The organism is Chryseobacterium sp. WX (genome assembly GCF_029542485.1).
Taxonomy (GTDB): domain Bacteria; phylum Bacteroidota; class Bacteroidia; order Flavobacteriales; family Weeksellaceae; genus Chryseobacterium; species Chryseobacterium cucumeris.
This window is the reverse complement of sequence record NZ_CP120710.1, coordinates 1470505-1490490: the sequence shown is the minus strand read 5'-3', so window position 1 is coordinate 1490490 and position 19986 is coordinate 1470505. Positions and strand designations below refer to the sequence as shown.

At 33.1% G+C, this 19986-nt stretch carries 13 protein-coding genes and 1 pseudogene; 5 read left to right on the top strand and 9 right to left on the bottom strand.

Annotated elements, in window-relative coordinates; translation table 11 throughout:
• Positions 1–78 precede the first annotated feature (78 nt).
• The 3 genes and pseudogenes from PZ898_RS06740 (at position 79) to PZ898_RS06730 (ending at position 2726) form a co-directional block, all read left to right on the top strand.
• On the top strand, positions 79–774 hold the full coding sequence (locus PZ898_RS06740) for a hypothetical protein (protein WP_277695114.1): 696 nt from the start codon (positions 79–81) through the stop codon (positions 772–774).
• Between the two features lie 288 nt (positions 775–1062).
• Positions 1063–1746 (top strand): annotated as a pseudogene (locus PZ898_RS06735) (oleate hydratase); the annotation flags it as partial.
• A gap of 83 nt (positions 1747–1829) precedes the next feature.
• The gene (locus tag PZ898_RS06730; protein ID WP_277695113.1) at positions 1830–2726 is read left to right on the top strand and encodes a 3-hydroxyacyl-CoA dehydrogenase; all 897 of its coding nucleotides are present in this window, start codon (positions 1830–1832) and stop codon (positions 2724–2726) included.
• A 199-nt stretch (positions 2727–2925) separates the two neighbouring features.
• Here the strand turns inward: PZ898_RS06730 and PZ898_RS06725 are convergent, their stop codons facing one another.
• The 4 genes from PZ898_RS06725 to PZ898_RS06710 form a co-directional block, all read right to left on the bottom strand.
• Complete coding sequence (locus tag PZ898_RS06725; RefSeq protein WP_277695112.1) at positions 2926–3903, bottom strand: hypothetical protein; 978 nt, start codon at positions 3901–3903, stop codon at positions 2926–2928.
• A 57-nt stretch (positions 3904–3960) separates the two neighbouring features.
• A complete protein-coding gene (locus tag PZ898_RS06720) occupies positions 3961–5385 on the bottom strand; it encodes a hypothetical protein (protein WP_277695111.1) in 1425 nt (474 codons plus the stop codon).
• Between the two features lie 137 nt (positions 5386–5522).
• The gene (locus PZ898_RS06715) at positions 5523–7865 is read right to left on the bottom strand and encodes a hypothetical protein (protein WP_277695110.1); all 2343 of its coding nucleotides are present in this window, start codon (positions 7863–7865) and stop codon (positions 5523–5525) included.
• Positions 7856–10654 carry a P-loop NTPase fold protein gene (locus PZ898_RS06710; RefSeq protein WP_277695109.1) on the bottom strand — a complete coding sequence of 933 codons (2799 nt, stop codon included), beginning with the start codon at positions 10652–10654 and terminating at the stop codon, positions 7856–7858. Before PZ898_RS06710 ends, PZ898_RS06715 begins: the two co-directional genes overlap by 10 nt.
• 882 nt (positions 10655–11536) lie before the next feature.
• On the opposite strand from PZ898_RS06710, the gene PZ898_RS06705 reads away from it, so the two are divergent.
• Positions 11537–12784 carry a DUF3945 domain-containing protein gene (locus PZ898_RS06705; RefSeq protein ID WP_277695108.1) on the top strand — a complete coding sequence of 416 codons (1248 nt, stop codon included), beginning with the start codon at positions 11537–11539 and terminating at the stop codon, positions 12782–12784.
• Positions 12785–13031: 247 nt separating this feature from the next.
• On the opposite strand, the gene PZ898_RS06700 is transcribed toward PZ898_RS06705, so the two are convergent.
• From PZ898_RS06700 to PZ898_RS06685, 4 genes are all read right to left on the bottom strand, one after another.
• Positions 13032–13895: a restriction endonuclease gene (locus PZ898_RS06700; RefSeq protein ID WP_277695107.1), complete on the bottom strand. Its 864-nt coding sequence runs from the start codon at positions 13893–13895 to the stop codon at positions 13032–13034.
• Positions 13896–13951: 56 nt separating this feature from the next.
• The gene (locus PZ898_RS06695; RefSeq protein WP_277695106.1) at positions 13952–15115 is read right to left on the bottom strand and encodes a hypothetical protein; all 1164 of its coding nucleotides are present in this window, start codon (positions 15113–15115) and stop codon (positions 13952–13954) included.
• A 56-nt stretch (positions 15116–15171) separates the two neighbouring features.
• Positions 15172–15717, bottom strand: a complete 546-nt coding sequence (locus tag PZ898_RS06690; protein ID WP_277695105.1) for a hypothetical protein — start codon at positions 15715–15717, stop codon at positions 15172–15174.
• A 149-nt stretch (positions 15718–15866) separates the two neighbouring features.
• Positions 15867–16118: a hypothetical protein gene (locus PZ898_RS06685; RefSeq protein ID WP_277695104.1), complete on the bottom strand. Its 252-nt coding sequence runs from the start codon at positions 16116–16118 to the stop codon at positions 15867–15869.
• A gap of 291 nt (positions 16119–16409) precedes the next feature.
• Here PZ898_RS06685 and PZ898_RS06680 point away from each other — a divergent pair, with 291 nt between their 5' ends.
• Complete coding sequence (locus tag PZ898_RS06680) at positions 16410–17738, top strand: recombinase family protein (RefSeq protein WP_277695103.1); 1329 nt, start codon at positions 16410–16412, stop codon at positions 17736–17738.
• A 345-nt stretch (positions 17739–18083) separates the two neighbouring features.
• On the opposite strand, the gene PZ898_RS06675 is transcribed toward PZ898_RS06680, so the two are convergent.
• Positions 18084–19472: a hypothetical protein gene (locus tag PZ898_RS06675; RefSeq protein WP_277695102.1), complete on the bottom strand. Its 1389-nt coding sequence runs from the start codon at positions 19470–19472 to the stop codon at positions 18084–18086.
• Positions 19473–19986 lie beyond the last annotated feature (514 nt).

Sequence of the window (19986 nt, the reverse complement as noted above, 5' to 3'; positions counted from 1 at the left end):
GCAAGTTTTTCTAACATACATTTTTTTGTGGGAGACTACATCATTATTATTTAAAATATGTCAATTAAAACTTTAAATATGAAAACAAAATTATTAACCTTAGCTCTTATAACAGTAAGATTTTTTTCAGTAAGTGCTCAACAACATTTGCCTGAAGATAATTTACTTTTCAATGCATTTAAGCAGAGTAATGTTAATGGTGGTGGTAATTGTGCATCAATAGCGTTAATAAAGGCCTCTATTGGAACTTTTGGGCTTGGAAAAGTATTTACATCAGAAAGGGATAACTTGAACATGGTTTTAAAAGTAAAGTTAAAAAATAGTACTCAATGTAATATTAAATACAGCGAAATAGATCAATCTATAAAGGAGAATGGATTTAAACTGAATTCTACATCTGAAGCAGCCATAGCTATTAAGTCTTATGCAGACACTTGTTTTGCAGTAATGGTAAAAGTAAATGAATTAATAAGTAAACAAAAATTTAAATCATACGAGGAATCACTATCTTCCATGTTGGATGGCTATTATACTCCCAACATTTATTCTTTATTGGGGCTAAAGTTTAAACAAATTCCATCTAATGAATTAGTTAATTATAATAATGTAATTTTTTATAATTCATATCATGCTGTTTATTCCAGTTACGGCTATTATGATGAAACAAAAAGTACATCTGGTTATTCTCCGAATTCTAGTTTCAGTATTAACCGATTTGGGTATAAATGTTCATGGTACTTATGTAAACCACGAAAGGCGTTTGTAATTGAATGATCTAAGTTAATCTTCAAAGGTAGCTAACCGCTAACATATTTGTCGTCCATTTAAAAATTTTGCTCAAAGTGCGTAACAGAAATTCTTCATTCAGCATCGGCTCATTTATGCTATTCCTATAAAAAAAAAGGACTAATTAGGATGATTCTCAATGTGTAATACAGAAGATAACTGTTCCAATAGTTCCTCTGGTGTCACTTTTCCTACAACAAAATCGTCTGGTCTGATTAGTAAGGCTTGTCTGTTCGTAATACTGACAATATCTTTCCACTTTTTCGAAAACCGGATACCGGAGGTATCATCACTATTACAGACTCCAATTGGGTGATGAGCTTCACCTGCAACAGACAACCGCATTTCCCAACCCAGCCTGATGATATTCTTGTAGTATGGGTGTATGCTTTATTGATGGATAAAGAAGGAAATTACATCAAAAAAACAATGCCGGAATGTACCGGAAATGAGATCCTTGCAGAATTATGCCATCATCTTGGAATAACAGACCAATTAGATAACGTTATTGAAAATACAATCATCCGTACCGCATTTATGCCTTACATCACTTCTATGTTTATGCCAAGAGCCCAGGGAGACCGTCCTAGAGTCGTTCCTGAAGGCTGTACCAATTTAGGTCTGGTTGGGCAGTTCGTAGAAACCAATAATGATGTTGTCTTTACTATGGAAAGCTCAGTACGAACAGCCAGAATAGCGGTATATCATCTTCTTAACCTCAACAAGCAGGTTCCGGATATCAATCCGTTGCAGTATGACATCAGACATTTATTAAAGGCTACCCAGGCATTGAATGATTATAAACCGTTCCTTGGAGAAGGGATCCTGAGAAAAATACTTAAAAACACCTACTTTGAACATATACTGGTTGACCGTCCTGAAGAAAAGGAAGAACATGAATCTCTCTTTATGGAACAGATGGGTAAATTCCAGGATTGGATTAAAGGAATAAAAGGGTAAGTAACCATTATAACTATAAGGTTGTTTTAAAAGCATCCTATCATTTCTTTTAAAACAACATTCTTAACACAAAAACCAAACTTATGGATTTTAAAAATATAACAGTAGCCGGAAGTGGCGTATTAGGATATCAAATTGCTTTTCAGACCGCCTATCACGGATTTAAAGTTACAGTGTATGATATCAATGATGAAGTACTGGAAAAAGCCAAAAGTAAGTTCACGGCTTTAAGTGATGCCTATCAAAAGGATTTACATGCGACACCGGAACAATTGGAGGCAACCTTCAAAAACCTCAGCTATACTTCTGATCTTGCAGAAGCGGTAAAAGATGCAGACCTTCTGATAGAAGCAGTTCCTGAAGATCCTGATATTAAAGTGGATTTTTATCACAAACTTTCCCAGGTGGCTCCGGAAAAAACAGTATTTGCAACCAACTCTTCAACGCTTCTTCCGAGCCAGTTTGCTGAAGCTACAGGAAGACCTCCTCAATTTGTAGCGCTCCATTTTGCCAATGAAATATGGAAGCATAATACCGGAGAAGTAATGCGTCATCCTGAAACTTCGCAGGAAGTATTTGATTCTGTGATCCGATTTGCCAAAGCTATCGGTATGGTAGCGTTACCAATTAATAAAGAACAGCCGGGATATATCGTCAACTCATTGTTAGTTCCTCTGCTTGGTGCAGCGGTCAATCTTTGGGTGGATGGAGTTGCAGATGTTGAAACAATTGATAAGACATGGATGGTAGCTACCGGAGCTCCTACAGGCCCGTTTGGAATTTTAGATGTTGTGGGAATTAACACTGCTTATAATATCAACAAAATGGAAGCTGAAGAAACAAAGGACCCTTTAAAGATAAAAGCTGTTGAAAAGTTAAAGCAAGATTATATTGATAAGGGAAAATTAGGTGTTCTGAGTGGTGAAGGGTTTTATAAATATCCTAATCCTTCATATCAGGACAAAGATTTCCTGAAGTAGATTTAATAGTGTGATATTTCAAACTATAGAAAAGCAGAGCTTAGAAATAAGTTCTGCTTTTATTTTTTTACTAATTGCTGAAGGTATTCAGGTTATGTTTTTCCGCATTATGCTTCGCTGTGATTGTATATTTTACTAAAGTATACTTAATTTGTTAATAATTTCGTTATTGAAACTTCTCTGTTTAAGAATATTATCTTTATAATTCGAAAGGTTTCAGGCCCAAAGCCAAGCCAATAGGATAGGTGATGTCCTGCCACCTATATTTAACAAACATTTCATGCGGTCGGTCCTCCGTTTTTAATCTTGCAACAATGATGCTTTGGGGATCGATTTCAAGATTAGATAAAAAGTGTTCGTAAATAATATCATTTGCAATTAATATTATATTATCTGATTGCTTGAATCTTGCTAAATCATTCATTATGTGAAAGGGAATTAATTTATCAGTGTATGTAGTAAAAATTTTTGCAAAAGATTCTTTCATACTAAAATTGTTGAATTTATCATCTAATAAAATATGTTTCTTCAGATTTTGATCTTTGCTTATATAAAGGTAAAAAGCTATATCGTTAAAGTTGTTGCTGAATCTATTGAAGTATGAATTGATTTTTTCGGCAAGATACACAAGCGAAGGTGTTTGAAATTCTCGCTTCCAAATTTTTGTGTAAATCTCATAGGTTTTAATTATAGATTCCTCAAGAAAAAAACCATCAATAATAATTGAGGTATATTTTTTTCTTTGAAGTTCATTAAATATTGAATTTATTTTTTCAGCTTTACTTTGATCGAAAGTGTGCCCCTCTTGTAAAAAATTAATTTTATTTTCATTTATATGCAGTATATATTCTGACCCTGTATCCTTAAAGATATGATAGTCTTCGTGAAAAAAACAAAAAAGATTTTCTTCTTTTTTAGGGTTAATTAAGTACACAAAGAGTACAAAGTTTTTATTTACATATTGTTTTGGGATTTTTACACTAGTGCTCTTTTTTATTTCTCTTGATTTACTCTGTATAATGATATAATTGAGTTTGGTTCTATCTATTTTTTTTGTCACCATAAAATCGGCTCCGCCTTTATCGTATGATAATTCAGAATGTATTTCGAAATCATATTTTAACAGCCGCGACTTGATGTAATGTTCGCCTAACATTTCTCTTGGTCTAGTATCCATTTATAACCTTTTTATATTGTATTTTCCTTGGAAAACTATTATTTAGATAGCATTATACTAATTTCGCAATAAGAATTGAAACCGCAAACCTAGAGTTTGATTGACAGGTATAATCTTTTGGGAATTTCCAGTTGCAATTAAATTATGAATTACAGTGGATGAGGGATGATTATCTCTATTGCCAAGCCCATAATTAATAAAGCAGTGATCTATTGATCTGAGGTGTGAGTGTAGTATACCGTCACTGTTTTTTTCAGATCCATGATGAGGAATTTGGAAAAGCCAGAATTTATTCCAATAGTTTTCATAATGCCTTATAAATGGATCAATATCTTTTTCCTTTAACAGAAAACTATCAGAGGTCAGTAGCACATTGGGAAAAATGAGCGAATATTTTCTCAATTGAACATTAAAAGTCCCATGATGATTTGCCAACAATGGAGTTTCCAGTCTTGAGTCCACGAATTTATGAATTGTATAGACTTTTGCATCCATGTCTAAAAATATAGATTCTGAATTTCTATACGGAGATTGGCCTAACTTCAAGATATCGGGCAGGTTTCTATGAAGTAAGGAAAGAGCAGTTGTGTTCAGATCTTCTATATTTACACCTTTTACATTAATCTTCTTTTTTGCTTCGCGAAATATTTCTTTAATGACAGTTCCTGATGTGATCTTTTTAATCACTTCAGTAGTTGCTTTAAACACTTCCTGTTTTGGTAATTTTGTGTCTATATCAAATTTTTCATAAAATAACCTTGAAATCTCATCGTATAAATCATTTTCGTTAGCTGTTACTTTACGTCGATAAAAAATGAATTCCATTAGCTTTAAATTTTCAGCGTAGACCATACCTTTCTCCGAGTCAAAAACTTTAAAACTCTTTATTTTTGAGCCAATGATAGCTGGATCTTCGTTGGGCTGAATCGCCTTCTTTCCTTTAAAATCGAATTCAAACCTCTTTTCTAGGCCTATACTTATTGATTCTGAAAGCTCCCCGATGGTATTTTGATCGCTACCAATTGGTCCGTTTGGATCTGGTTCTACAAGAATAAGCTCTGATCCGTCACCAAGGTTTTGATCAATGGTGGCAAGGGGGTCTATTGCAAATTGTAAAAAAAAATCATCATCAGGGTCAAAAGTTTTATCACTAAAATAGTGAAGTACCAAAAATAAACGTTCTTTAAAAGTTAGAAACGGCATCACCAATTTTTTTATCTTAATATCTCCTCTCAGCAGGATTCCAATCTTGTTAACGTGATCGGCATCAAAATGAGATATTACCAAAAGGTCAATTATCTTTTCTCCTAAAAAATCGCTATCTCGGTAAATTTCTATTTCTTCTTTGCAAGCATCAGCAGTTAAACTGCCGCAATCGAAAACCATTCGAAATTTGACTTTGTTTTGATACGAAATTTTCCCACTATAAAATAGTCCTTGCCCTACAGGATGAATAGTAAATTCTTGTTGAAGATATGTCATTTATCGAGCTATATATTGTAAAATTAATTAATACTTCAGAAAATCACATGCACTGATTTTCAATAAGCTTATAATGTCTGCTTTGTATGTTATCAGTAATTTCTAGCGTATTTTCCATGAACAAAATGTTGTGTCATTCATGAAAATTTTAACTGTTTTGAATTTTGATTTAATTGGTTTAATATTGAGATAATTTCATTAGTCGTTTTACCTTCATCAATTAATGAGCAATAAATATTTGCATATTCATTAAATATATTAGTAGCAAAGATTCCGGTGTCGTCACTGCCGACAACTATCTTGGGAATTTTAACCCCTTCTTCTTTTTCTAATTTTAGCCAGTTTTTGATATGATAGGTTGAAAAGTCTTTATGAAATCCAATCCGTACGTTGCTTGTAGGAAGTGTTTCTATAGCAATTTCTTTTGCAGACATAAATTCTAAAACCACAATTTGTAGATGCTTGATCGTTTTTAGATCAATTAATTCGGCTGTATCAATTTCTATGATGGTGTTATATGCTGCGCTAAAATTTTTATTATGATACATTTTATAAAGTTCTATATCTTTTTTATTAATGGTATTATGGTAATTGTTAGCACGAATAAATTCAATTTCCTGTTTATCATATACACCGTTTAATTTGAGGTAGTTTATATCATTAAACATATGTTGGGGACAGAATTTTCTAAGTAGCCATGCATTGACTATATCACCAATCGAACACGACTTATTGTAAATCGATTCAAATGTTTTTACGATTTCAGATTTAATCTTTGTAATTAATTTGTTCTTATTTTCTAATTTCCTTTCTTTGTTTAATAAATGGTACACAAAAGTTAAATTGTCGAGATAAATCCCTTGTGATATTTGCATTTTTTGTCCTATTATTTTAATCCATAGCTCTGCATCGATTCCAGTTGCAACAGCATGACCAATGCGATCATTCGTTTTTAAACCGCAGAACTCAATAGCCTCGTAGATAGCTCTTAACCCGTCAATGATATGAAAAAAATCCTCTCCCGCGTGGTATGTAAAGTGGGATATTCCATGATTGCGTATAAATCGATATGTTAAAGCAAAAACTTCAGGAGGGGCATCAAGTTCATTGGACGCGGCGTCAATTCCACATATCATCTCTTTATATTTTGGAGCGATCTTTAAAAGTGCTATTAAGTTTTTCGCTTTTCTAATAATCTCTATCCGTAATTTCTTATGTCTTATTTGAGAGTTGGGCTTTGTATCCGGCTTTTTTATAAAGTGTGCAATAAGTTTTAAATCTGTTTGAGTGCCGTCAATCTTTAAGAAATCATGCATATATTTCCAGCCAGTGTATATATTATCAACCTGATTTTTTAAATCTGGAATTGTGGCTTTGGGTGAAAATCTACCCTCTAAAAAATTTAAGTTTTTAGAATCATTTCCATTCATTTGAAGAAATCTTCTTTTGAATGTTTTCTCACTATTTTCCCGCATTGCATTAAGTGTGTTTTTCTGGAATTGCTCAAAGCCATTTTGATGGGTCTGCTGCACTAGAAGGCGGTTTGTTAATCCCAAAATAAGCAGATAGTAATGAAGTTTTTGTAATATATAATTATTTTCTTTTTTGTTCAATTTATCCAAAACACTGATATACATATAAGTTTCGACAGACATCAAGTAGGGATAGTTTCTCTCTGTAGTTATTTTTCGTAGAAATGGATGTTTTGAACTGGCACTGATGTTGTCGAGACCGGATGATAGATTGTATTTAAGCAAATCGGTTTCGTTAAAGACATACAAATAAAATAGTGATCTCATCTTTTGTGCCTCGCGAAGCAGTCTTACAAAAGATAATGGTTCAAACAGCGTTGATTCTTGTTCCAATTGTTCCCTAACTTTTGGAATTTTATAGCTTTCGGACAGATCCTTATACAAAGCTATTGGATTATATAAATAATCTTGCCATACCTGATCTGTCTCAATAGAACCATTTAAGTGCATGTGTAAATCGTGTAACCCTCCTACACTAGCTAAAAAATTTTGTAAAGACTTATTGCCTGTGCTAGGTATCGATGTAAACTTAGTGTTAGGAATTATATTTGAGACATAAAATTGTGCATCAGAGGTTTCTGTATCTTTATTATCATATTCTCTATGTATCAACAAAGCTTGAAGAAATAACGGAGGTATAAAAGTAATTACTTCTTGCCAAATATTTTCTCTGTTGGGCTTTATATTAATTATTTTATTTCTAATTTCAAGATTTTCTGTTGCTAATCTTAAGACTCCTTTTAGGAATATATCCCTTAAATTTCTTATATCTGTAAAGGCTTGTTGATGAGATGTCCTGATAATGTGGTCGGGAAGTATGTTATTTTGACTTCTATGGATTAAAAACAGTCTTCTCTTTATATCATCAAAATCAACATCTTTTTTTTGCTGATAATGCATAAGCGATTCCTGATCGGAAAGCAAATACTTAAAAACGTCTACGGCCATAAATGAGGATTTTTCTCTAAGAAGTTTCTAAACTCCCTGATTTTTGTGGAACTATTTTTCCCTCCAAAGATTTTAGGCAATTTTTCCCTGATTATTTGGTTATTTAAAGTTGTTGTTGCCTTATCACTATTTTGAAACAATTCACGAGAGTACTTACCCTTTAATTGGTTTACTAAGTCATGGTAATATGTCTTATCATTATATATTTTAATTGTGCTGTGATTTGTTATTCGTCTTATTCCGGAAGAAGTATCATTATTGGAATTTAGAAGACTAACTTTATTAAGCATATTATACACAGAATATTTTGTAATGTTATTGGCTATCTCCGAGCTTAAGTATCTGCTTAACGAATCTTTAAGTTTTTGGTCGTTAGGATTTAAGTACGATATCAATAATGGACACGATAAAATCCAATCGGAGAGCGTTAGTTTTTTTCTTTCTTCGATTAGGCGGGTTTGACTAAGTTTTTTTAAGTTATTAATAAAGTTACGATTTGATAGGTTAGTATTGTCTAAGTTAAGTTTTGGAGAGTTTTGTAATTGTTCTAGTGTGTCTTCAATAATTACTGCATTGAAAAATGCAATTATCTGATAGTTGATCAAGTCTCCTAGTTTTGTTTTCTTATTTATACTTTTATCAATATTTTGCAATGCATAATAAAATCTGGTAAAAATTTTACCTAAAACATGCACTGATATAGGTTGACAGTTATTTTGAGATGAAAACCATTCCAACATCGAATCTAAAAATGTGTTCCATGTGTTAAAATTGTCGTATTCATCAAAATTATTTTCTTCAATTGTAATATCTTCGTTTTCCGTTTCATTATTTTCCTGTAAAGAACTTTCTCTACTATCAGAGTTATATGCAGAATATGCTCTTATTTGAGAAAGATTAAGCAACGCAGATTCAAGTTCTTTTTTTCTGGTGTCGACATTCTGTCCTCCGGCAACAAGTTCATCTCGTTTTAAAAGCTCACCTACTGTAGCTAATAGACTATAGATTGAGTAGCACACTTGAGTACCCTGTCTGTAAGAATGAGTTATAATAAAGCTTGGAATATAACCTAAAGCTCTATCCAAAAAAGTGGAACCATTTTGAACTGAAAAGACAGTGTCTAGCCTGTCATTCAAAGGTCTTCTTGCTCTTTCTTTGAGGCCTAGCAGCTTTATATAGAAGTTAGAGTTTTGACCTGTGGCAGCATTGATAACGCCAAAAATTTGACTTTGCATGTCGCCCATCATATCCCTTAAAACTCGATCAGCAAAAATCCCCGTATTTAAACTGAAGTTTTCTATAGACAGTCCTGCGTTATCAATAGTTGAACTGCTGGAATAAGGAATGAAATTTAATATATTTCTGGGAAATGCAATCTTTAACATGTAATCAAAAACAAGGTATTTGCCAGAATTCCCCTTGTTAAGAGCAGATGATAATATTAAATTTAAAGCAAATACACTAGAATTCAATGTAGAATCTGTAGTAATTGGCTGTAACTGATAAACATCATTTAGAGATTTAGTAGATAGCAGTAAATTCAGAATAATACTGTTTATGTATTTCGATGAATATTTTACAGTATATGTGTCCACATTTTTTTCATGAAGTTCAGAAATAAAAATATCAATGATGTCAGTATTATTTTCGCTGATAAACTTATCATTTTTTTCAAGTGCTTTAATTATTGATTCATTCGTCTTCAGAAATTGTATTTGAGATCTTAGCGGAAGAGATAGTAAAAAGGTTCTGAAGACCTCTGCCTGAGTAGGGTTTGTTATTCCAAATCTTAGCAAAATCGTTTTATAAACATTTTCTATAGAAATCTTTTTTCTTTGTGATAAAACAATACTTATTTCAGTTGAGGAGTCTATTCTCTTTTTTTCATAAATGGTCGTAAGATTTACTCGATATTGCGGGGGCATAATTTTCAACATATACTGTGATGCCAGATCAGTAACCATCTTGTTAAACTTGTCGATTGACCCTTTATAACCTCTATCTTCAAGGCTTTCATACTTAATAATTTCTTTGCCAAAGTTGGCCCATTTTTGTTGTCTTATCACTGTTGAATATAGATTCATGTCACCGCTCAAAATGATAATCAGCCTAACGCTTGTAAAATACTTTCTTACACATTCCAAAACTGCCCAGCCTTTTGATGAATCAACATCGATGTCGTCAAATGTTATTAAAAAGGCTTTTTTATCTAGTATTTTAAGAGATAATTCAATGAATTCAATAAAGTTCTTTTGTAGTCTTCTTGCAGCAGAAACTGCTGCTAATCCTGTTTCCAAAACAAATTCTGCATCCATCCATTTATCATGGTCATTTTTCCCAATGCCATCAATGGAAGGAATCCCACCTGCAAGATTCATTAATTTTTTATCCCAGTCTTCTCTTGTTTTATCATCAATTACGTTCCTAGTAACATCACTGGCAAATTTTTCGGTGACTGTTTCAGATATCTCTGATATTATATTTAGAAAAACGTGTCCTTTCTCTTCAATAAGTGTAGGATCAATAATTTCTAATACAGATATATCAGGATTATTTTTGTAATAGTTAATCAGATTTAAAAGAAACGATGTTTTACCACTTCCCCGTGATCCTAATATGGTAATAGCCCTATGTAGATATTTTTCGCTTGGCTTTACCTCAATATCTTTTAAAAAAGTTGCAATATCGCGTTGTACTTTGTCTAGCTCTGCAACGTGAAGGATTTCACCTGCCTCAAAATAGTTTGCATTTTCACTCTTAGACAAATTAATAGTAATATCTCTACTCATAATTTATAGTATAAATGGTTAAGAGAAGTTGTATGATTTAGAAGTACAAGATTCAGGTAGTTTGAAAAAAATGCCTGTCTAGCAGTAATCTCAGATTTATTATTAATGATTTAATAAACGGTTGCCAACAAAAAGTAAGCTTGTTGAACGTAGTGATTTTCATGGATATAGTTTTTGTCTAATTTCAGCAAAATTTTCTAAACTACCAATAATATTATACCTTTTCATAAATAATCTACAAAATCCTATTTTTGATCTGAAAGTAAATTATCACACTATAAATTCTGCTATCATTAGCTTTCTATGATTCTATGTTAACATGATCTGATCTCAATTTTCAATTTGCGAGTGAGGTAGTCCGATTTTCTATAGCAAATTTATTCCGTTGTCCCTGCTGAAAAAAATCTTTTTGGGTATCCGTGATCGGAGATCCCGGAGCCTCCGCAAAAAGATTTCAGGCTTACATCAATATAGCTTCTTATTGTTTTTTTTGAATTGATTGCAGTTTTCCTTGTGTCTGCCTGAATGGTGTATCTGCATAGAAAAGTAAGAAACCTCACAAGATGCAGATGCAGTTCATTGAAATTTTGATCCTTATTATAGCCTTGGTATCAGGCAGTATATCTGAAATGATAATAAAGTAATATGATTAGATTTCATTACAGATCAGTTAACCAGATGATACCATTAATAAAAAACAAATGATACGATTTGTTAATAATTAATAATACACCAGGTAAAAATAGAAAGGTCAAAATTTCCTTCAAGCTGCAATATACAGGTTTTTGAAAGATAGCTGTGGGGAAGCGGGTTTCCACCGTAGACGGAGCTAAAGGCTGTTAATAGTGAAGAATTAAGAATTCAAATATAAAAGTTATAATTATGAACAACACAGGAAATTACACGGGAATATCGGAGCTTAGTACCTTGCTGGTACTGCGTCATAGTAATAATAAAGTTGGACTGGTTCAGGCCGTTGGTGAAGGTGGGGAATTAGTAGATACTAAACCTGACAATAATGGTATTGATGCAGTCATGCGTTTTGATGCGTCGGCAGATTCTTTTGCGGAGTTCTATATCGATTTTTATCACCGGCTTAAAGAACCTGATAACTATTCATTTTTTAAGGTGAGGGAGTTTGAAGCTTATGAAGCGGCTTTAGGATTACAGGCGTATTTGAATAATTCGTCATACATTGAGAAAGAAGATTTGAAGCGGTTCGAGGTATCGATTGAAACGGTTGAAACTTTCAGAAATAAAAAGAAACTCGGAGATGATGCGGGTATGGGAGGTATGACTTCTGACGAGAAATCATCTTTTACGGGATATGATGCTCAATACCGCTATCAGATTGATGATGTAGACTGGAATTCAATGGCTGATATAGGTCTTAACAGGTCGATGTTACAGGAGTTGGGTGCTTTGCAGCCGCTAATGAGAGGTTTTAAATCGCCGATGCTGGTCCCGATACTTTCTGGTGAAGGTGGTAGGGAGAATGCAAGGTTGCAGTTAAGGCTGGATGACAATGGGGAAGTGGTGCTTCATGTTCATCGGGTGAAGAGGATTGATTTCAGGAGGAAGTTTTTAGGGCATCGGTTTTCAAAGGAGGATCGGTTGAATCTTTTGAACTCAGGCAATATGGGAAGGGTGGTAGATCTTGTGAATCCGGTGACGGGTGAAGTAGTACCTTCGCTGGTTAGTAGGGATAAGCTAACCAATGAATTGTTCTCTTTGAGGATGGAATTTGTGAGGATTCCGGAGGTGATCTGTGGTGTGACGTTAAGTGCAGATCAGCAGGAAATTCTTCGCTCTGGAAAACCGTTGTTTGTTGAAAATATGGTGTCTAAGCATAACATGCTTTTTAATGCGACGGTTCAGTTTAATGCGGAGAAGCAGTGGCTGGAATTTTTCTTTAATCTGAAATTGAAAGGGGATGGTTTTGAGTGGTATGTCCCTACAACTTATAGAGGTGTTAAGCTTCGAAGATGGCAGATTGAGAAATTAAAAGCAGGGGAGGCGGCGTATATAAGAGGGCTTGTTAGTAAGAATGGGAAAAAGTACCAGGGATATATTCGTTTTGATAAGGAGGTTGGGAGGATTGTATTTTCTTTTAAGAAAGCGATTGAATGATATTTAAGGTATTAATAGTCTCTAGAGAAATAATTGAGTGCATCATTTAGAATTATTAATTAAAAACCTGCAAACAGTAAAGCTTGCGGGTTTTTAGCTTTTTCTGGAAAATGTTGCGGCAAAAATGCATTTCCTTCTGCGGTCGGAAACGCATTTTTGCGGAATTTGGTGCAACCCCATTTCAAAAAAATGCCCGGCTTAACATTGTAATGTTTTTGAAGTAAGGTTGCGAAGATTTTAGGAATATTTAAGCTCTCTTTATATCTAAATCAAGATTTTCAGAAATATATCCAAACTCAGAAATAGTGAAAGTCCGCTTCTCAAAAATAGATTTCATAATGAGCCACACCTTGTCAACAAGTGTATATTCTTTATTATAGCTATCATTTTGGATAGTTAAAATTCCAATGAAATTTATACTACTGATAGGGTCTTTAATATTGTTGTGGTGTAATATAGAGCCGGTAAAGTCATAAGCTTTAGCAATAACAAAAAAAGGTTTTTCATTATGTAGCTCATTCTTAAAATTCATTATAGCATCCGATAGCTTATTTTTAATTCCTTTGTGGTTCTCAATAAAGATTTGGTATTGTTGTTTTTCTGATAATATTATAGAGTCACCGTCAATAGTCTTTGCAGCAATTTCAAGGACCTTAGGGCGACTTAAGGTGCTTTTTACACATAAATTTAGAATTCCGAATTCTAACTCTTTTTGTAAGTCATGATCTTCGCTTCCAATTTCACGTAATTGAACTAGTTTTATATTGTAATGGCTGGCAAATTGTTGTGCATCATTTGTGTACCCCTTTTTTGAAACAATTATACCTTCTTCTATATCAGAATCAGCTATGATTGCCCACAACTTCATAACAGTATCTTTGTTTATCTTTTTATTCCAATACTTGCATTCTACGGCAGTTCTGAAGGTATGAACATCATTAGATTCAGATATTAAAACGTCTATCTGATGCTGAACACCAGATTTTCCTTTAACTTTACAGTCATTACCATATCCCTCTATATTGACTTTGAATTCTTTTTTCAAAGTTTCGTAAATATATTTTGTAATGGACTCATAAGTTTTCCAATTGAGAGTATTTCTTTGTTTCATCAATTTTAAATTTTCTAAACAGACAAAATGTGAAATAAGTATTAAGTTAATAGTGATTAATTACGCATATCCCTACTTCGAGTTATAATCGTATTTGTAAAATATCCTAATTCCTGTTTAGCATTCTCAATCTTTTCCAATATCTCTTCATTTAATGTTTCGATGTCAAGATAGACAATATCGAAAAGAAGCTTCTTCTGAGGATCTTCTCCCATAGAGATTCCAATTACTTTTGTGGCAGTTGGATTTTCTTTTCTGGAAATAAGACATCTTAATTCCAGTTCTTTTTCTTTATTATCCCAATTTTTGGAACTAAGAGGCATAATGACGTATGAATGATCACTTCCATTAAATGGCTTTATAATTCTGCCTCGTAGTTTTTTTTTGATAGCATCTCTGAAAATCATTCCCAGTTCAATTCTGTTCATTCTTGATTCAATTGCCATAATTCTGGTAGCTCTTTCAAGATCGGACATCATTTCTGTATTCCCCTTTTCAATAATATGAATTTTATGAAGGTGAGAAACTATCTCATCCCAAACAAAACTTTGTGGTATTTCTCTTTGCCAATAAGCATATTCGTCGGTTTTCAAATATTCTTCCCATATCCCATTATCAAGCAAAACGCTGTCAGGCTCAAAATCAAATTTCAAAGATGTCGAAAGATATAAAGCGAGAAAATCAACTTCTCTAGGAACGGAGACGATCTTGTTTGCTAAAAAATCTTCCTTTGCTTTAAGATATGCTACAAAATCTGTTATTGTATCTAATTCTTTTAAAACTGTAAATGTTGACTGTTCGTCAAATACATGAACGAATCCGTTTCCAAAGTTTCCATTGTCCAAAGGATAGTTATCCTTTTTACCGAAAGCTACCGCTATTCTAAATATTTCTCTTTTTGAAAACTCAGGTAATTTTATTTTTGTGATCTTATCGCTTAATGTTATTTCATTAACTGTTTTTAAAAACCTCTCTGCTCCGTAGATCTGATCTATTGAACCTTCGATTGCTTTTTTCTGCCATCTCTCATATTGGATATTCTCATCCGGATGTTCGGAGACTTTGATATCTTTTATAGAGATAATAATGATAGTATTTTCGCAAACTACCAAAACATCACAAAGTTCTTTATTCTTCTTTCCTAAGGGACTTGCGAAACTCCAGAAAGGAAGAAAGGATTTCTCGCACAATTCGAATACAAATTTTTCTGATGGGGTCATTTAAATATTATCTAGATTATTAATTGTTTATAACTTTTATCGCAACTGCGAATAATTTAATCAAATGTAAAACCTTCCGGATAAACAATTCCAATGAATTCTGCGTGCTCATAGAAATCCATAAAGACTATGAATAGGCCCTGAGCAGAAAAGTATTTGTATCTAAATACTTCTGGATTGTTATACTCGCCATCTTTGAGAAGTAGTGGATGCAAATCCTCCTTTAAAAAATCAACTGCGGCAAGGGTGTTGAAACCCTCATAAACAATTCTTTGTGAGACACTGTGAATAATTCCTTTTGCAGGTTTTTCATGATGATAGAAATAAATACCTCTAACTATTTTCTCAATAAACATTTCGGCTTCATTTTCCTTTAAGGAAAGAAAGAAATGTGATTTGCCATAGATAGTCCCAGATCTTGCATTTTCTTCTAAGTCTTGTATAAATCTTTGTTTTTCCTTTCTTTGCAAACCTCTTATAACTCTATCTTCAAAGTCTTTTTTTGCAATAGTGTTGGTTTTAAATGCTTTGATAAAAAATTGAAATTTTTCATCAAGTTCCGAAAGGTTATTATTATGCTTTTCACAAGCAGGTACTGTCATTAGATTATTTCTATGATCTTTTGGAAAAAAGGCTAATGGAGGAACATGTTCTCTGCTAGAAAAAACTTCTGTCAAAGGACATCCACACCAGTAACATATATTTGGTAGATTGTTTTTCAACTAACTGTCTAGCTTATAGGGTTTACATTTTATCTCATACTTTGATCTTTCATCAAAGCTCGCCATTCCTCAGGCAAAATCTCATTTTTGAAATAGCTGTGTGCCAAATACCTTACGCATGAAAGCCCTAAAGCATCCGTTGCGTATAATTTCAAAGCTTCTTTCTTGTTTATAACTGATTTTTCAAACTCATCAGGGGCAATATGAATTTGATCCACTGAAAATTGAAGTCTTTTATGTTCAATAAGGGAGTCAATAAAACAATTTAAACTTTTGTCCATGTATTAAAGAATATTTTTATGGGGAGTAAAATTTACTAATTTCGCTTCAAAATATAGATCTATTCTGTTATATTTGTGTATAAATATTAATTAGCAGTGTTTGTTAATTGTTGTGAATTTGTAAAATTATGATAATCAATAAAATAGATTTGCTAAATTTTCGAAACTTCGAAAATTCAACCTTTCACTTTTCAACTCAATTCACTGTTGTTATTGGAGAGAATGGAAAAGGTAAATCGTCCATATTGCAGGGGCTTCGTGTTGCAGCTGCAACTTTTCTTATGGGAATTGATGAAGCAGAGCGTTACCATATCCAAAAAGAAGACGTACGAAGAGCCTTTAGACTTGAGAGTTCCAGAAAATAAACTTTTATTGGCTATATATCTTTCAACTCCTGAAGTAGAAAATGATCGTCGTGCATTGAATGTTATTTATGGAATGCGCAGAGCCATTAAAGAAGGTAGAATGATGGGAACTGCGCCTTACGGATATATCAATAAGTGCACGGAAGATGGCAGAAAATATGTTGCAGTAAAAGAACCTGAGGCCTCTAACATCATCTGGGCCTTTAAGGAAGTAGCGAAGGGACATCTGCCAAGTGCAAAAGTTAGAGAGCTAATGAATAAAAGGGAGGGTAGGAAGCTCACACGTAATTCTTTCCTTGAGGCTCTTCGCAATGTGGTTTATTGTGGTAATATTGTCCTAAAAGCCTATGGTGACGAAGAAGAGAGAGTTATTAAAGGCAAACATGAGCCTTTAATCTCAGAAGAGCTTTTTATGAAAGTTCAACATATACTCAGAAGGAAAAGCAATAAAGATATTTTTTTACCGGGAGGTAGGGTGATCAATGAAGATAGGTATCCTCTGCGCGGATTACTGCTATGCCCAAAATGTGGAAAAAATTTAACTGCAAGTAGTGCTAAGGGAAGGTCAAAGCATTACTACTATTACCATTGTACTTTAGCGTGTGGCTTCCGTCACAACTCTGAAATAGTTAATGAACTATTTGAGGCAGAACTTTCAAAATTTGAGTTTATTCCAGCATTTGCAAGTTTGTTAAAAACTATAATGATGAAAAATTTTTCAAGTGTTTCGGACGGCCTTGATGATGAGCGAAAAATACTGACTGAGCAAGTCACCAGAATAGAACAAAAGATAGCAAAAGCAAGAGATTTATATCTTGATGATAAATTAGATGAAGAGGATTTTAGAGCAGTGAAAACAAAAAATAAGGATGAACTTGACCGACTCTTATTCAAACTCAATTCGATAAAGCAAGCCAAGAAGGATAATAACGTAGAACTTAAGCTGGATGAGGCTTTGAAGGCTGTTACGAAAATTTCTGAGAGATATAAAAAAGCAGATTCAGTAGACAAAAGAGCTATAATTGGTTTGATATATCCTGAAAAGTTAACCTTTGACGGCGAGAATTTTCAAACCGCAAAAATCAATACTTTTGTACATACTATCTTTCTGATAAAGAAGGAAGTAGGAAATAAAAAAAACCGACAAAGAAGTGAAAAATCTTCAAATGTCGGTTTTGTGAACTTGACAGGATTATCTTCGAACCAATTTCTAGAAGATCTTGATAGAATTTTAAGGTTAGAAATCCATATTTAATATTATACACAGTTTATAAAAGCTCAAAACTCCAATTTTCACATTATAAATAACGTGGAGGAGGTCAATTGACTATTCAAATAAGTTTCTGTAAGAGAAAGGGAGGGATTCGAACCACCACTTCCAAATTACTTTAAACCCAATTTTTAAAGGTATTTTTAATTTACTGCCACGAATTTGCCATTAAATATTTAGCTAATTTTAAGAAATAAATTTTTGTCAGCGACTCCAAAGAACAACATTTAATTTTTACAAAGATACAAATATCATAGAAATTGGTTTTACAAAAATAAGTACGTTATCTTAATATAATGCTTCATAATTCTTTGTTGTTTTAATAGTCAACTATTGCTTAAGCTTTTCCGCTTCTTGAAGATAAGTACCATACAGACCTAATTCATTTAAAGCAATTTTGAAAGCTGATCCACTAATAGGCGGTGGCGTAAACAGCCTAAAATCGTCACTATCTTCCTTTTCGAACGGAAAAGTATATTTACTCTTTTGATGATTTGGCCTTTTAGCAATTTGATTTTTTTTCAAGCTTTCAAGAATTTCATAAGTGGCCAATATGTGCAATGTAGATTCACCTAAAGTTGTCAAATGGTCAAGTACAACGAATGTTTTATTTTGAAGTAAGACAGGTGGCATGTAAACACTTAAAATTCTAGAAAGTTCAAGTAGAAATCGTTGTCTTAGCCTAATCTTGTCTGGGGCAATTACAAGGAATGGCCTAATGAAGTAAAATAAATCCTTTTCCTTAAGTTTTTGAGCAATATAGAATTTGTCAAAAAAATATTTAAGCGCTTGCGATATATGTATTCGACCTTGCTCGTAGGAAACCTTAGAAAATTCTGCAATTTGATCTAATAGTTGATCATACATCGGAACTTCAGGAAAATTTGTTGTAAGATACCTTTCTGGATTTTCTTGAAATGTAAGATAATCTCCAGCTTTTAATTTTTCGAGAATTTCTACTAAAACTACTGGCGGATTAGATGAGTGCAAAGAAAAATAGGATAAATAAATTTTTTCCAATGCTGAACTTATCCTTATATCATAATGCAAAAGTAATTTGTCAAAGAAAAGGTAAGGATAAAATGGTCTTTTGTTTAGTTCGCTAGGTTCAATTGGAGAAAGGCCGTTCTCAAAAAGATATTCATCAATAGCAGAACTTAGAAATTCATCTATTGCTCCAAAGGTCAAGTTGAAGCTACTTAAGTTTTGGAGACCTTCAATTTGCATTTCAACGATATCGCTTTGCAAGTGTCTCTTTTCTCCATCTACATTTTTTTGAACCTTTATTGATTTTCTCTGGACAGATAAAAGCTGAAAATTCTTAGTGAGGGAGCTAGCTGTCTTCTCTACGACATTATAGTTAATATCATCATTGTCCAGTATCGCCATAATATCATTCCAATCTTCGATCTCAGTTTTACAACTTTCTAGGCTATTCGTATCTATAGAGAAAGCATTTAATCCTTCCTTTTCAGAAAGTTTAGTAGTTAGTTTAAACCTCCCGCAGAAGTTCAGATTAAAAGATCTAATACCTGCAAATGTGGTAATGTTGGTTAGATAATGATAGTATTCGTGAATGAATACCGCATGTTGAAGCCCGATTTCTTGTATCGCTCCGAAGTTATCGAGACTTTGAATGTCTATGCCATCGACACAAATATAGAATCTATCTGGATAATATTTAATTTTGTCAATGTTGATTTCCTGGTTATTAGTCATTTGATATAAATAATTTTGTAAGTTACAAGTCTGCCAATGCGCCGTCAATTCGAATATTTACATTTTTCTTAACAGCAAGAATTAAATTGTTAACTTTTTAAACTATGAATCATCTGTTAAAATTTAAAAATCACTTGTAAAACCTAATGACCCCAATCATTGAGTTAGAGAATTAAGGCCTTGTCTTCTGCATCCAACGTAAATCATCCCCTTACGACTTCTATTTCTGAAGCGTTTAATTTTCCTGTGGTTATATCATTATAAAAAGATCTCGGGTAGTCTCGTATTTCATCAAAACCATCGACACCTTCTGGCGGGTTTAATTGTTAAAGGGCTTTCATTACTAGTGTCTTTCCGGCCTCATTGGACCGACCAATATTGTTTTATGGTTTTCTATGCTGAATTCTCCGGAATCTTTTACCGAGCTGTAATTCTGTACGCGTGCTTTTGTTAATCTCATTGGTTATTTTTTTAAGTTAATGCACTCAATTGTCTTAAAATATGTCAATCCTAA